Genomic DNA, 14,531 nt, shown 5'->3' with positions numbered 1-14,531 from the left:
AAAAGGAAACGAGCATTCATGGCACGCGCAAAGTTTGAAAGAAATAAACCCCACGTTAACATCGGTACTGTTGGCCACGTTGACCACGGTAAAACCACTTTAACAGCAGCTATCACTATGACTTTGGCTGCTCTTGGTCAAGCCGAAGCTAAAGCTTATGACCAAATTGACAACGCACCCGAAGAAAAAGCACGGGGTATTACAATTAATACTGCTCACGTTGAGTATGAAACTACAAACCGCCACTATGCTCACGTAGACTGTCCTGGACACGCTGACTATGTGAAAAACATGATCACTGGTGCAGCACAAATGGACGGAGCTATTCTTGTAGTAGCTGCGACCGATGGCCCCATGCCTCAAACCCGCGAACACATTCTTTTAGCTCGTCAGGTAGGGGTTCCTAAGCTAGTGGTCTTCTTGAATAAAGAAGACATGGTAGATGACGAAGAATTGCTAGAGTTGGTTGAACTAGAAGTTCGGGAACTACTTTCTAGCTATGAATTTGATGGGGACAATATTCCCGTTATTAGAGGTTCTGGTCTGCAAGCCCTAGAAGCTATGGTCAAGAACCCGAAAACCCAACGTGGTGAAAATCCTTGGGTAGACAAAATCTATGACTTGATGGATGCTGTCGATTCTTACATCCCCGACCCAGAGCGTGACATTGACAAACCCTTCCTGATGGCGGTTGAAGACGTGTTTACCATCACAGGCCGTGGTACGGTTGCTACCGGACGAATTGAACGTGGCAAAGTCAAAGTGGGCGATACCGTAGAACTAGTGGGTCTGAGAGAAACTCGTAGTACCGCAGTTACCGGGATCGAAATGTTTAAGAAGAGCCTTGATGAAGGCTTGGCTGGGGATAACGCTGGTGTACTGCTACGGAGTTTGAAAAAAGAAGACGTAGAGCGTGGTATGGTGATAGCCAAACCAGGTTCAATTACACCTCACACTCAATTTGAAGGTGAAGTTTACGTCCTCACAGAGAAAGAAGGTGGCCGCAAAACACCATTCTTCGCTGGCTACCGTCCTCAGTTCTATGTACGGACAACAGATGTAACCGGTACTATTAAAGCTTTTACCTCTGATGAAGGTGAAGATGTTGAAATGGTAATGCCTGGCGATCGTATCAAAGTAACTGTTGAATTGATCAACGCGATCGCAATTGAGACAGGTATGCGCTTTGCGATTCGTGAAGGTGGCCGCACCATCGGTGCTGGTGTCGTCTCTAAAATCCTCAAGTAGTACTTTGTTACCCTTATAACTAAGAGCAGAGATGCTAAAATGCCTCTCTGCTCTTTTATCTGAACTTACTTACAAAAATGAGGAATAGGAAATAAGAAGTAGAAAAACCCAAAATTCAATACTTCTAACTCCCCATTCCTAACTCTCCTAATAAATCAGAACCTGGAAAATTAAAGATGGCAACTCTACAACAGCAGAAGATTAGAATTCGTTTAAAAGCTTTTGACCGTCGATTATTGGATACATCTTGCGAGAAGATTGTAGACACAGCTAACCGGACTAACGCTACAGCTATAGGCCCAATCCCCTTACCTACAAAACGGAAAATCTATTGCGTTCTGCGATCGCCTCACGTAGATAAAGATTCGCGTGAACATTTTGAAACTCGGACTCATCGCCGAATTATTGATATCTACCAACCTTCCTCTAAAACTATTGATGCGTTAATGAAACTAGATTTGCCATCAGGTGTGGATATTGAAGTCAAACTATAGTCAGTCAAGAGTCAATCAATTTGGAATTTTGGATTAGTCCTGATCAAAAGGGTTGGGACTTGAGTATTTTAGGTTTTGGGTGTGTTCCACCCATAAAGACTGGGATAAACCAAAAAACTCTAAAATCTGCAATCTAAAATATAAAATTGGGCGTTGTATAAATGCGGGATGAAATCATAAAATTCTAATTTTCAAACTCTTGCCCTTTGCGGCTTTGCGTGAGACAAAAATCATCCCCTCCATCAGAAACGCCTAAAATTGCTACAGTCAATAGTTATAAAAAAATTATTATTGACTATTGACTATAGTATGAATACTGAACTAGCCCTGAGAAAATTGATCTCAGGGCTTTTTATTTAGTGATAGAATGTAAGCAAAATACGGGAAAGCAGAGAACAATAAATTTTTAAAATTAAATTTATTCTAAGGTGACAATGACATCTTCTTCTAGAATTGCTGTTCGTGAACTACCTCTGTTCCCGTTACCCGAAGTAGTTCTGTTTCCAACTAGACCATTACCATTACATATATTTGAATTTCGCTACCGAATCATGATGAACACGATTTTGGAAAGCGATCGCAGGTTTGGGGTATTAATGGTCGATCCAGTCAAAGGCACAATTGCGAATGTTGGCTGTTGTGCAGAAATCATCCATTACCAGCGCTTACCAGATGACCGGATGAAGATGCTGACTTTGGGACAACAAAGGTTTCGGGTCTTAGAGTATGTAAGGGAAAAGCCTTATCGCGTCGGTTTGGTACAGTGGATAGAAGATGAACCACCAGCCAAAGACTTACGCCCTTTAGGTGCAGAAGTTGAACAACTGCTTAAGGATGTAGTGCGTCTCTCTGCGAAATTAACAGAACAAAACATTGAACTACCAGAAGAATTACCAGACTTGCCAATAGAGCTATCTTATTGGGTAGCCAGTAACCTATATGGTGTTGCGGCTGAACAACAGTCATTGCTAGAAATGCAAGATACGGCCGCTCGTTTAGAGCGCGAAGCAGAAATTTTAACTTCGACTCGTAATCATTTAGCAGCTCGTTCTGTACTAAAAGATACGTTTAACCAGAATTCGTAAGCAAAGATTAATTTAGAACTTATGCAGAGTCTCAGGTTTCTTGGCGTTCTACCCTGTCAGTTCACTATTATATGTTCTGGCAAGAGTAGTCGCTAACTCTGCAAAAAACAAACTTATCTGATACCAACTTTTTCGTTTTGGGTAACTAGCAAATAAGAATGGTGCTTTGGAAATTATCCTTCCAGAACCTTGACTGATAAAACACCATAGCTACCAAAAATTTTTAAAATTTCTATGTAACCCATTAAATCGGCTATAGCTGATTGCATCTTGGGTTTTTTAATATCTGTCTCTAAGTCGATAAAAAATACATATTCTCCTAGCGATCGCTTGGTAGGGCGAGATTCAATTCTGCTCATATTGATTCCTAGTTCAGCAAACACCTGCAGAGGTTTGATTAACGCACCAGGGATGTTTGCCGGAACGCTAAAAGCTAGAGAGCTATGGGTAGGGTTTAATGAATTTATCTGATATTCAGATGGTGGTTCATTTTGACTCACTACCCAAAAGCGAGTACAGTTTTCGGGATAGTCATTAATACCTTGAGCGAGAATCGGCAAATTATACAGTTCGGCGGCTCTAGAAGAGGCGATAGCCGTTGCTGTTAAATCTGTTCGGAGTAATTGTAGGGCTTCTGTTGTGGAATTGTTCGGAATGATTTGTACATTTGGCAAGAATTTACCTAACCAATTTTGACATTGTGCTAAAGCTTGAGGGTGCGAATAAACCTTCTGAATTTTATCTAAACTGGGAGCGCAAGAAATTAAAGTATGCACAATAGGCATGACTAATGCCAATTGAATTCGCAAACTGTCCAATTGCCACAACGCATCCATTGTCATAGTGACACTACCTTCAATGGAATTTTCTACTGGTACAACCGCTAACTGAGTGTCTCCAGCAGCCACGGCTTGAAGTGACTGAGCTATGCTGGGGTATGGGCATAAAGTAGCGGCAATTCCTGTGGTTTTGGTCAGCCAGTTAACATAGAAAACCGCTGCTTGTTCTGCATAAGTGCCAGGAGGCCCTAAATGAGCAATAGATAGAGACATAATATTTAAACTAGAATTACTCTGAGATTCATAGACTATACCGTAGACAAATCCAGTCACGAACAAACAAAATATTGATTTAAATTGTTTTGTTTGACTTTATGCTGATGCTTCGTAATGCAAAAATATACAATTTACAAGTCTATTTAGCAGTAGATTTACCGTATAGTGTATCAGGAAAACATTGCTGAGATGATAACTTGACTGGTGTTAAGGAATTCTATTAACCATAAATCTATAGGCCACTGTATTGTAGTTATTTTGTCTTGTAATACTTGCACTGATTGGGCATAACTTTGATTGTCTGCATTTTTACCAGCCCAAAAGCCTAAGATGCTATAGACATCTCCAGAAATGGAATATAATGGCAACTATTTAGATACTGGGAGAACAAGATTAACCTTGTTCTTCAGTTCTTTATACTGGTATAATTTTTGTAATTTTTTCATATCTATACTTAAAAAATTATTTTCATAAAATAGCTGTGATTTGATTTATAATTACATAAATAGTAATAATTCTGGGAAAAAATATTTTTATTAGGTAAATCTATCGTTCAAATTTGAGGGTTAACATAAGTATTATTTATCCTCATATTTTTATTCTCTTAAAATAATTAACTACACTAAATTTATTACTATATATAAACATCAAATAATTGCTGTCTGCAAATCATGCCTACCAGATTTACTGCTTCTCAATCGGTAAAAATTGCTGTACCGCAACAGCCTATTCCCATTCAACATTACTTGCGGCAGCCTCAAAGATTGGTGAATGCTTTGGTTGATAATAGTCGTGTTCAACAGCTTTCTGAGGAAGTATTTCGATTAAAAATGCGTCCTCTATCTTTTATGACATTAAGCATTCAGCCTACGGTAGACATGAGAGTATGGGCAGAATCAAATGGGATAATCTATTTGCGATCGCTAAGTTGCGAAATCCTAGGTTTTGAGTATATTAACCAACGTTTTACACTCAATTTACAAGGTTATTTATCACCACATCAATCTAGTAGCGGTACTCGTCTTGAAGGAAGAGCCGATTTAGAAGTACAGGTAGAATTTCCTCCTCCACTTTCTTTTACACCAAAACCAATTTTAGAAGCTACTGGTAATGGCTTACTCAAAAGTGTATTAATGACAGTTAAGCAAAGATTATTACATCAGCTACTCGTAGATTATCGTAATTGGGTGACATCACAAATGACAGAGAAAGCACTAGAAAATAATAGTGGAGATTTACCAATTTTGAATTTAGAATAATTAGCATTGCTGATTAGCGGGACGTTTTTTTTCGCGCAAAGGCGCAGAGGCGCAAAAAAACGATAGTTAACCTTGCGAAAAAGGCTTAATTAATCCCGCATATATTCAACGCTAAAAAATGTTTACTTGGTATTAAATATTCGGTTTGATAAAAATATATAGCTAATAATAAGTAATTCAGCCTCAATACTAGCTATCAACTTTTATATTCATGTTTCAGAGACAGAGACTCAGTTAGACTTTTTAAACTTTACAAAATAAATATCATATGTATTAACAAAAATTTGTTACCTCTGGTTATTGGCTATTAGCTTTAGAGTAAAGTTTGATGGAAAATAAAAATCTTATTTCATCGACTGAATACGAAATTTATACTGCGGTTTGTCAACAAACAAACTTGTTTTTATTTAATCGACCTGACACTATTTTTAATGACTACACCTCCGATGAGCGATTACATCGGACTAATGACAAAGAACGATTCTGGGGTGATCTGAAATACAAGCTAATAATACATAAAGGGCTGATTGAGGATTATGAAACCAAAAATGCGTGTCAGTGGACTCTAGAGAAGCAATTTTACGTTGAGAATGGATATCGCTTTGTTTCTGAGCTTGCACCTGAAAAAACTAATAAAGCTCGTGGTGCTTTTACTCTGTCGCGTGTAGGGTTTAGCTCATCATTGAAATATGCACTTGTCCACATTGCTTACCCTGTCTGTGGATACTATTTATTGTTTCGTGATAAAGGAACCCACTGGGAACAGATCAAATATTGTATGTCATTTCATGCTGTGTTGAGAGATGTAGGATCTTGAAAAATCAAGGTATTACGAAATCTATGTTAACGAAGAAGCAATACTACTATGCGCGATCGCATCTACCAATACACCATAATCATGCAAATCACTGCTGAATTTGGCAAGGGCTGAAAGATTTGCGGTGTAGGGATGAAGCACCGTATTGTCTCAACGCTAGTAAATGTTTTGGACTACCGTATCCTTTATTACGCTCTAGGTCGTATTCAGGATACTTTGATGCTAGACGTACTATTAACTCATCACGCCAAACTTTAGCCACAATACTAGCAGCTGCGATGGACAGCGATCGCTCATCTCCTTTGACTATTGTTTGTTGGGGTATGTGCAAATCTTTAATTGCTTGATTACCATCAACTAAGCAGATTACAGGCTGTACTTTCAATTTAAGTACAGCCCGTTTCATGGCTAACAGTGTCGCCTGCAAAATATTTATTTGATCAATCTCAGCAGTTGTAGCAAAACCGATTCTCCAGTCTGTTGCCAAGCAACAAATCTGTTCTGCTAACTTAATTCTGCGAGAACTAGACAGCTTTTTACTATCGTTAATTCCAGAAGCCATAAGTTCTGGAAAAGCACTAGCTGGTAAGATGACTGCTGCTGCAACGACAGGCCCAAATAAAGCACCACGCCCGACTTCATCGACACCCGCAATTAATCCTCGGATGCCGAATAAATCAGGTGTGAACTCCAACCAAGGGAGTTCAGCCAAGCCTGCTGGTACAACAGCAGTTTGTTTAATTTCTATCTCCATAGGAGATATTAACTGTCCTCAGAATTAGAATCTAAAGCAGAGGAACGACGACGGCGGCGACGGCTACCTGTGGCAGTTAGATTTGCTTCAGATTCTTCGCCATTAGTGGCAAACTCATCTAAATCAACTTTTTCTGGTGGCGGAGATTGTTGCTCTAATTCTACTGGTGGTGAAATGTTGGCTTCCTGGCTGGGGGTTTCGGTAATAGTTGTAGCAGAAGGCTGTTCTGGGGGTGTATTTGTGCCTTGTCCAGGCTGCACAATATTAATAATCACTGACTTGGGATTTTTGACTTCCCGATCCAATTTCACTAAGGGGGATATTCCCATCAAGGCAAAAACATCTTGTTCTTCTAAAGTCATTTCTACAGTTCTAATCTCCGGTGGTTCAACCACTGGTTTGACTGGTTCTGTTTTGATGACTTTATTGCGTTCGACTCTTTCTGTCCAACCTGATTTACCTAAGCTGGGTGTAGGGATTTCTGGTGTTGGACTTAAGTCAACTTCATTATCCAGTTCTAGATCTGTATCGTTATCAAAACCTAGAGAATTAGGAGCAAGCCTTGTTTCATCTTTACCATTTGCGCCATTAATCCCAATTCTTCTCCGACGGTTAGTGCGACTACCTCGCTTATTGTTATCACCCAATTCGTGATAACTGGGATGATTAACTAAATTTAAGGAGCTTAAATCAGTGTCCGTCTCAAAATTATCACCAAAGCTATCAAAGCTTTCTCTTGGTTCTGTGATCCGCGCTACTGGTAAACGAGGTTCTCTTTGAGGTAAAGAGACGAAACGTTCGGGAAGTTCTGCTGGTGTGGGTAAACGGCTTTCGTTTTCTCCGGGTAAATGGACAATATGTCCTAAACCACCACAGGTTTGGCAAGTTCCACCAAACAATTCATAAATATTTTGACCTTGACGTTTGCGCGTGAGTTCTACTAAGCCAAGTTCTGTGAGTTGAGCGATTTGGGGACGGGCTTTATCTGCTTTGAGAGCTTTGTTGAAATGCTCCAGAACGTGCAGTTGGTCGCGCCGCGATTCCATATCGATGAAGTCTACAACAATGACTCCGGCGATATTTCGCAGTCGCAATTGGCGGGCAATTTCTGTGGCGGCTTCGCAGTTTGTCCACAATACTGTTTCTCTGGCTGTTGCCGATCGCGTGAAGGAACCAGAGTTAACATCAATTACTGTGAGGGCTTCTGTTGGCTCAATAATGATGTAGCCGCCAGAAGGTAAATCTACTCTTGGTTTGAGCGCTTCCCGAATGGCGGCATTAATGCGGAAGTATTCTAATATGGGTGAGCGATCGCGGTGATGATCAATTAACAATCCTTGTGGTGTCTGTCCGCCACTCCAGTTTTGCAAGTACTGTTTCACCCGCTTCAGTCCAGTGCTGGAATCTACCACAATTCGGTTGACATCTGCACCGTACATATCCCGTAATACACGCTGGATAAAGTCATCATCCCGGTTCAGCAATGCTGGCGCACGGGTTGATTGTGCTTCTTGCTGAATGGCTTCCCATTGCTTTTGGAGCAATTCCAAGTCTTCCATGATGGCTTCTTCGGGTTTGCCTTCGGCTTCTGTACGCACCAACAAACCCATACCTGCCGGTTTGATTAAAATTGCTAACGCCCGGAGGCGATTACGCTCATTTTCACTTTTAATCCGGCGAGATAAATTTACCCCTCGACCATAAGGCATGAGTACTACATAACGTCCAGGTAAAGTAATGTTACCTGTTAGCCTTGGCCCTTTAGTCCCAGTTGGCTCCTTCATAACTTGCACCAGCACTTTTTGCTGCGGTGCTAATAGTTCTGTAATGGCTGCGGCTGTGCGCTTTAACCTCAAAGGGCCTAAGTCTGTGACATGAATAAAGCCATTCCGTTCTGGATCACCAATATTTACAAAAGCCGCGTCAATTCCGGGCAATACATTTTCTACTACACCTAAGTAGATATCACCAATTTGGTGATGGCCTGTGGCTACAACGAGTTCTTGTATTTGATCTTCCGAAAATACGGCAGCAATTTGATGCTGCTCTGCGATGATAATTTGTTTTGGCATTCAATTTCCTCAAAAATTGGCAGCACGAGTGTAGTTCTGGAGGTTTGTTATGTCCCTCGCCCCTGCCAGCTACCAAAGGTACTGCTGATAATAAAAATTGTGAAGCCGAGCTTCAAAGTTAAAGAGCAAATGTCTGAGTAATTGCGTTGACACGCCTGTTTATTCCAGAACGGCTGCATATTTTTTAAGTAAATAAATCAACCGTCCGTGGTTGATTTTTGATGCGATACCCGCACCACCTAGGGATTAGGCATTTAGCAGTTGTTTAAAAAAATATAGAGTAAGAGTTGCCGACGGAGCCTGCTTTTAAGTTACTAGTTCGCAAGGTAGCTATAAAGAGAGTTTGCTTTTTAATCCGTTTCAGCTTGTCTGGGATAAAACCCTAGAAGTTTCTCTCTAGTATCTTTGCTTTCGCTCCCTGAGTATAAGGGTAGTGAACTAGTTAATTCAATGCAGCGTCAGAAAATTTCTCTTCACCTCATTCTAACGCAACCTTGCTAAAAATCAATTCCCACGATGTGCTACATCAGGGCAACTACTAGCAAGTTGCCCTTTAGGGATTATACTCCTAAAACTAACTGATTGCGGTGAATTTGCAGAAGTTGAAATTCTTGGTTTGCAACTACTTGCAGCAGAGATAGAATTTGCTCAGGACGTAAGGAAACTCCGTCATTGCGGCAACTACCTAGGTAACGCAGAATAGCGGTAGATTCGGTGGCACTGTTGTTAATTTTTACTAATGCTAATTCAAACAGGCGATCGCGCAGATTTACTATTTGAGTTTTGCCTGATTTGGTGGTTTGCTCTACGATAATTTCGTCCTTAGCTAAGATAGCATCAATCCAATCTTGCCATTGTGCAGGTGTAGCTGCACTCAGCACTGCTACTGTAACCTGGTATTCTGCTGCGGCTAAGACTTGATTAGCTGCTGGAGATTTTAAATCTATCTCTGCTACACCATATATAGGTATATCTTTTGGCAGTTCCTGGGCTAGTTTGGCTTGGAAAGTCTGAATATCTACAGGTGTCGTTAACTCAAAATCGACGATTTCGCCATTGCTAGTAGCGCCTAAAGGTAAAGCACTAGCAATCATAATTCGTGGGTTCGGGTGAAATCCACCTGTGAAAGTAATTGGTAAACTGGCGCGGCGGATAACTCTGTCAAACAAGCGCAATAAATCGAGATTGCCTAACAAAGCCATATCACCTTGTTTCCCAAACCAGACACGCAATCTTTGAGCTTTGGTTGTGTTCGGCACAAACTCACCCGCAAATTCCGGGATAGTCGGTGGCTCAATCACAATATTATGACCGAAGTCTGTGCCGCAGACACCGCAGTGCGAACAACCTTCAAAGGAGCAATCGGGAACAATTGCTGCTGCTAAGGCACGTTGCAAGTCTTCTTTTAACCATTTTTTGTCGATGCCGGTATCAATATGATCCCAAGGTAGGGGTAGATCTAGGGAGTGAGGGGTAGAGGAATCTTCGTCTTCTGAATGAAACAAGTTCCATTCGCCGCTTTCGACTTGCCGGTATTTCCAATCTACACCTGCTTCGGCGATCGCCTGACTCCAAGCGCTAAAAGCTTGATCTAAATTGTCATACCAAGAATCCATACCTGCACCTAGTTCCCAGGCGCGACGGAGAACTTTACCCAAAGTGCGATCGCCTCTACCCACAAAGTCTTCCATTGCCGAAATGCGGACATCGGTGAAATTCACCTTTATTCCCCGAATCGGGCGGAATTCTCGCCGCAGTAGGCTTTGCTTCCGTTTAAATTCAGCAGTCGCTACTGAGTGCCATTGAAATGGTGTATGCGGTTTGGGTGTAAAGTTAGAAATTGTCAGGTTAAAGTTCAGTGGTCTTCTGCCCTGACCCCGACATTCACTCTGTAACCAACGTACCGTTTCGGCGATGCCGACAACATCTGCATCTGTCTCACCCGGCAAGCCAATCATAAAATAGAGTTTGATTTTATCCCAGCCTTGTTCCCAAGCTGTTTTGACACCTCTGAGCAATTCTTCATTGGTCAAACCTTTGTTAACAATGTCCCGCATCCTTTGGGTGCCGGCTTCTGGTGCAAAGGTTAATCCACCTTGCCGTGTACCACCAAGGATGTTGGCAATGTTCTCATCAAACCTATCTACGCGCTGACTGGGTAAAGTCAGGGAAATGTTTTCATTTTTTAACCGATTTTTGATTTCCATCCCTACCGCTGGTAGGGCTAAATAATCAGAACAACTCAGGGATAGTAAGGAAAATTCATTGTAACCAGTTGCCCGCATTCCCTGTTCGATGGCTTCGACAACTTTCTCCGGTTCCACATCTCGCGCGGGACGGGTCAACATTCCTGGTTGACAAAAGCGACACCCACGAGTACAGCCACGCCGAATTTCAATCGTCAGGCGATCGTGTACTGTTTCTACGTAGGGAACTAGCCCAATGGAATAGGCGGGTATGGGGGTAGCGACTCTTCGGAGAATGCGTTTTGGTACATCTGGATGGTTGAGATGGACGGAACCATCAGCAGCCATGTCATAAAACTGCGGGACGTATACCCCTGGTACTTGTGCCAAGTCGAGAAGCAAATCTTGGCGACTTAATTCAGCGTTTTTTCCTTCCTCTAACACCAATCCAATTTCCGGTAAGAGTTCTTCACCATCACCTAAAGCGAAGAAGTCAAAAAAGTCGGCGTAGGGTTCAGGGTTTGAGGTTGCTGTTTGTCCGCCGGCGAAAATTAACGGATAATTCCCTGTTGCTCTTTCTTGCCATGTCAAGGGAATTGCCGCTAAATCCAACATTTCTAAGATGTTGGTTGCACCTAATTCGTAACTAAGACTAAAACCTAAAATGTCAAATTCTGTGAGCGATCGCTTTGACTCTACAGCAAATAAGGGCGTGTTTGTTTCCCGGAGTTTGGCTGCCAAGTCTGTACCTGGGAGGTAAGCGCGATCACACAATTGGCGCGGTTGGGCATTCAAAATGTTATAGAGAATGATATGCCCTAAGTTAGACGAGCCAACTTCATATACTTCTGGGTAGGTCAACACCCATCTGATAACTGCCCTATTCCAAGGCTTATGTACTGCTAGGCGTTCGTTACCGAGGTAACGCGCGGGTTTTAAAATATCCGATGTAATTAATTTTTCAACTGCAACAGCCACTGCGCTATCTTCTAGCTACTTTTTATGATTTACAGATAATCACCTCCAACCTTAGCACTGATCGGGTCTAAGCATATGGTTATCTTGGTAACTGACAACATCCTTTACACAGGATTGTTCCCAAGGTAGCTTAGATGCTAGGCTAATTAGCCCTTAAAAATTTACAGTCACCGATTCGGAATTATCTTCAAACTCAAATACCCCATCAAGTTGGGTTAATTCAAAGATAATTTTAATGGCTGGAGATACAGAGCATAACTTTAAACTCCGCCCTAAGTTTTGAGCCAGCTTCAGTGCAGACACGAATGCCATTAAGCCTGCGCTGTCTAATGATTCTACCGCTGCCAAATCCACAAGCAAGATTGAGACATCATTTTGTGTTAGTGCTGCGGTCAAATCTCGTTCAAATTCCAATGCGTTGACGGCATTGAGATTGCCCTGTAAACGAATAACTGTAGTTTTTGGGCATTCCAAGACTGCTTGCATATTGACATCCTAAATTAGAGTTATTAAATCTTGAACCTGAGATTTATTTGAACATAATCTCTTTTTTTAAACATCGACCATACGTCTTACATCTCTTTGCTGAATCTTTATGGCTAACGGGTATATCTTTAAAGATTGTCATAAATACAGGGTAAAATGTATTTATATATACTTTTTTTTTACATCGGTTCTCAAACAATCAACATAGACAGCCACGGGATAGATTGCTCATCCGTAACTTTGCTAGGAACTCTTAATTTGTCGATACTTAAGCTGATTCACCTATAGCTAAGTATAAGATTAAATACGTTCATTTCCAGAGAATAATGTAGAGTTAAGGATAGATTATTTATCAAAAATAATGTGATCTAAATCACTACATTCAAGCATTTAGATCACAATTTATACTTAGCTCTATCCCGGATAATTTAGTATTACCTAAAATGGGTTAATAAATATGAGAACGAGTAAGTATGCTATTCGCCAACTAGTAGAAAAAGCTCTTGATATTAAAAAATTAACTCCAGAGATAGAAAATGAAATAAATTCCGAATTAACTCAAATGGGTTATATTTCGGATGTAGACTACGAAGCGTTGGAATTATTAATGGCAGAAATGGATGCTGGCAGAGTCAAGCTAGTTCCTAGCTGGGGATATTAATTTTGGTTATTAGTCAATAGTCAATGGTCAATTGCTAATGACCTGTATTTTTCTGTGAGATTTACTGTTTAGTTACCTGGTGTGGCGTAAACTGTGCTAGTCAGCATTAATGTTTGCATTAATATTAAGTCGCCATGCACCTTGCTAAACGCCTAGAAAAAATTCCTCCCTACCTCTTTGCTGAAATTAACCGTAAACGAGAAAAACTCGTCGCCGAGGGAGTGGACATCATTAATATGGCAGTAGGCGATCCCGATAAACCGACTCCTGCACACATTCTTCAGGTAATGCATGAGGCAATCGATGACGCTACGACTCACAACTACCCGCCCTACGAAGGTATGCAAGAATTTCGACAGGCGGCGGCTAAGTGGATGGAACGTCGGTTTGGGGTAACTGGGTTAAATCCAGATACAGAGGTTGTAGCATCTATTGGTTCTAAGGAAGCAATACATCATACTTTTTTAGCTTTTGTCGAGGCGGGAGACTATACACTCATTCCCGATCCTGGTTATCCGGTATATCGCACTTCTACCATTTTTGCTGATGGTGAGCCTTTCACGATGCCACTAAAACCAGAAAATCAGTTTTTACCAGATTTGAGCGCGATTCCTCAAGAAATTGCCCGTCAAGCCAAGCTTTTGTGGATTAACTACCCAAATAACCCGACTGGGGGAGTCGCAACACTGAAGTTTTTTGCAGAATTAGTTGATTTCTGTAAGCAGTACAATATCTTGCTGTGTCATGATAATGCTTACTCAGAAATGGCTTATGATGGCTACAACCCGCCGAGTGTGTTGCAAGTACCAGGGGCAAAAGATATCGCCATTGAGTTTCACAGTTTGTCCAAGTCTTACAATATGACAGGCTGGCGGGTTGGTTTTGTTGTGGGAAATGCGCTAGGTATTCAAGGTTTAAGACAGGTTAAAACTAACGTTGATTCGGGAGTGTTTAAGGCAATTCAAAAAGCGGCGATCGCAGCTTACAATACTTCAGAAGCCGAACTGCAAGCTGTGATGTCTGTTTATCAAAATCGCCGCGACATTATTGTTAAGGGTTTGCAATCTTTAGGTTGGCCAATTCAGCCGCCAAAAGCTACCCTTTATGTTTGGGTTCCGGTTCCTGCTGGCTATTCTTCTGCGGAATTTGTAAATTTGCTGCTTGGCAAATGCGGCATTATGGTGGCTCCAGGTAGCGGTTACGGTGCATCTGGTGAAGGCTTCTTCCGCATTGCTTTAACTATTTCAGAGGAACGAATGCAACAAGCCATTAGAAGAATGAAGGATGCGGGTATCCACTACTAAAAAAGTATGAGGTATGAAGTATGAAATTTCGGCGTTGCTGAATAACTAGGGTAAACTCTCTGCGCCTCCGCGCCTCTGCGTGAGGTAAATATCCCAAAATCATACAACTTTGAAGTCTAAAATTTCAGACTT

The 14,531-nt window shown here is 41.4% G+C and carries 12 protein-coding genes; 7 read left to right on the top strand and 5 right to left on the bottom strand.

Annotated elements, in window-relative coordinates; all coding sequences use genetic code 11:
- Window positions 1-18 precede the first annotated feature (18 nt).
- The 3 genes from tuf to IQ244_RS13960 all read left to right on the top strand — a co-directional run bounded on the left by tuf (window position 19) and on the right by IQ244_RS13960 (window position 2,827).
- Entirely contained in the window at window positions 19-1,248 is a 1,230-nt protein-coding gene (tuf, locus tag IQ244_RS13970) for an elongation factor Tu (protein ID WP_193894945.1), read from the top strand.
- Window positions 1,249-1,424: 176 nt separating this feature from the next.
- Window positions 1,425-1,742: a 30S ribosomal protein S10 gene (gene rpsJ, locus IQ244_RS13965; protein WP_015113498.1), complete on the top strand. Its 318-nt coding sequence runs from the start codon at window positions 1,425-1,427 to the stop codon at window positions 1,740-1,742.
- Window positions 1,743-2,176: 434 nt separating this feature from the next.
- Window positions 2,177-2,827 carry an LON peptidase substrate-binding domain-containing protein gene (locus IQ244_RS13960; RefSeq protein WP_193894944.1) on the top strand — a complete coding sequence of 217 codons (651 nt, stop codon included), beginning with the start codon at window positions 2,177-2,179 and terminating at the stop codon, window positions 2,825-2,827.
- Window positions 2,828-3,000: 173 nt separating this feature from the next.
- On the opposite strand, the gene pheA is transcribed toward IQ244_RS13960, so the two are convergent.
- Window positions 3,001-3,879: a prephenate dehydratase gene (gene pheA, locus IQ244_RS13955; protein WP_193894943.1), complete on the bottom strand. Its 879-nt coding sequence runs from the start codon at window positions 3,877-3,879 to the stop codon at window positions 3,001-3,003.
- Between the two features lie 674 nt (window positions 3,880-4,553).
- On the opposite strand from pheA, the gene IQ244_RS13950 reads away from it, so the two are divergent.
- On the top strand, window positions 4,554-5,141 hold the full coding sequence (locus tag IQ244_RS13950) for a DUF1997 domain-containing protein (RefSeq protein WP_193894942.1): 588 nt from the start codon (window positions 4,554-4,556) through the stop codon (window positions 5,139-5,141).
- Window positions 5,142-5,469: 328 nt separating this feature from the next.
- Window positions 5,470-5,958 (top strand): hypothetical protein, encoded by a 489-nt coding sequence (locus IQ244_RS13945; RefSeq protein ID WP_193894941.1) that lies wholly within the window; start codon window positions 5,470-5,472, stop codon window positions 5,956-5,958.
- Window positions 5,959-6,046: 88 nt separating this feature from the next.
- On the opposite strand, the gene IQ244_RS13940 is transcribed toward IQ244_RS13945, so the two are convergent.
- The 4 genes from IQ244_RS13940 to IQ244_RS13925 form a co-directional block, all read right to left on the bottom strand.
- Window positions 6,047-6,712 (bottom strand): ribonuclease HII, encoded by a 666-nt coding sequence (locus tag IQ244_RS13940; protein ID WP_193894940.1) that lies wholly within the window; start codon window positions 6,710-6,712, stop codon window positions 6,047-6,049.
- A gap of 8 nt (window positions 6,713-6,720) precedes the next feature.
- Entirely contained in the window at window positions 6,721-8,784 is a 2,064-nt protein-coding gene (locus IQ244_RS13935; protein WP_193894939.1) for an Rne/Rng family ribonuclease, read from the bottom strand.
- A 560-nt stretch (window positions 8,785-9,344) separates the two neighbouring features.
- Window positions 9,345-11,948 (bottom strand): TIGR03960 family B12-binding radical SAM protein, encoded by a 2,604-nt coding sequence (locus tag IQ244_RS13930; protein ID WP_193894937.1) that lies wholly within the window; start codon window positions 11,946-11,948, stop codon window positions 9,345-9,347.
- Window positions 11,949-12,101: 153 nt separating this feature from the next.
- A complete protein-coding gene (locus tag IQ244_RS13925) occupies window positions 12,102-12,434 on the bottom strand; it encodes an STAS domain-containing protein (protein WP_193894935.1) in 333 nt (110 codons plus the stop codon).
- Between the two features lie 457 nt (window positions 12,435-12,891).
- On the opposite strand from IQ244_RS13925, the gene IQ244_RS13920 reads away from it, so the two are divergent.
- Both IQ244_RS13920 and IQ244_RS13915 read left to right on the top strand, forming a co-directional pair.
- The gene (locus tag IQ244_RS13920) at window positions 12,892-13,095 is read left to right on the top strand and encodes a hypothetical protein (RefSeq protein WP_015113507.1); all 204 of its coding nucleotides are present in this window, start codon (window positions 12,892-12,894) and stop codon (window positions 13,093-13,095) included.
- A gap of 134 nt (window positions 13,096-13,229) precedes the next feature.
- The gene (locus IQ244_RS13915; protein ID WP_193894933.1) at window positions 13,230-14,399 is read left to right on the top strand and encodes a pyridoxal phosphate-dependent aminotransferase; all 1,170 of its coding nucleotides are present in this window, start codon (window positions 13,230-13,232) and stop codon (window positions 14,397-14,399) included.
- Window positions 14,400-14,531: the final 132 nt, after the last annotated feature.

This window comes from Nostoc sp. LEGE 06077 (assembly GCF_015207705.1).
In the GTDB taxonomy this organism is placed as follows: Bacteria; Cyanobacteriota; Cyanobacteriia; order Cyanobacteriales; family Nostocaceae; genus Nostoc_B.
Note: the sequence above shows the minus strand (reverse complement) of the source record. Positions and strands in the feature narration are given on the sequence as shown.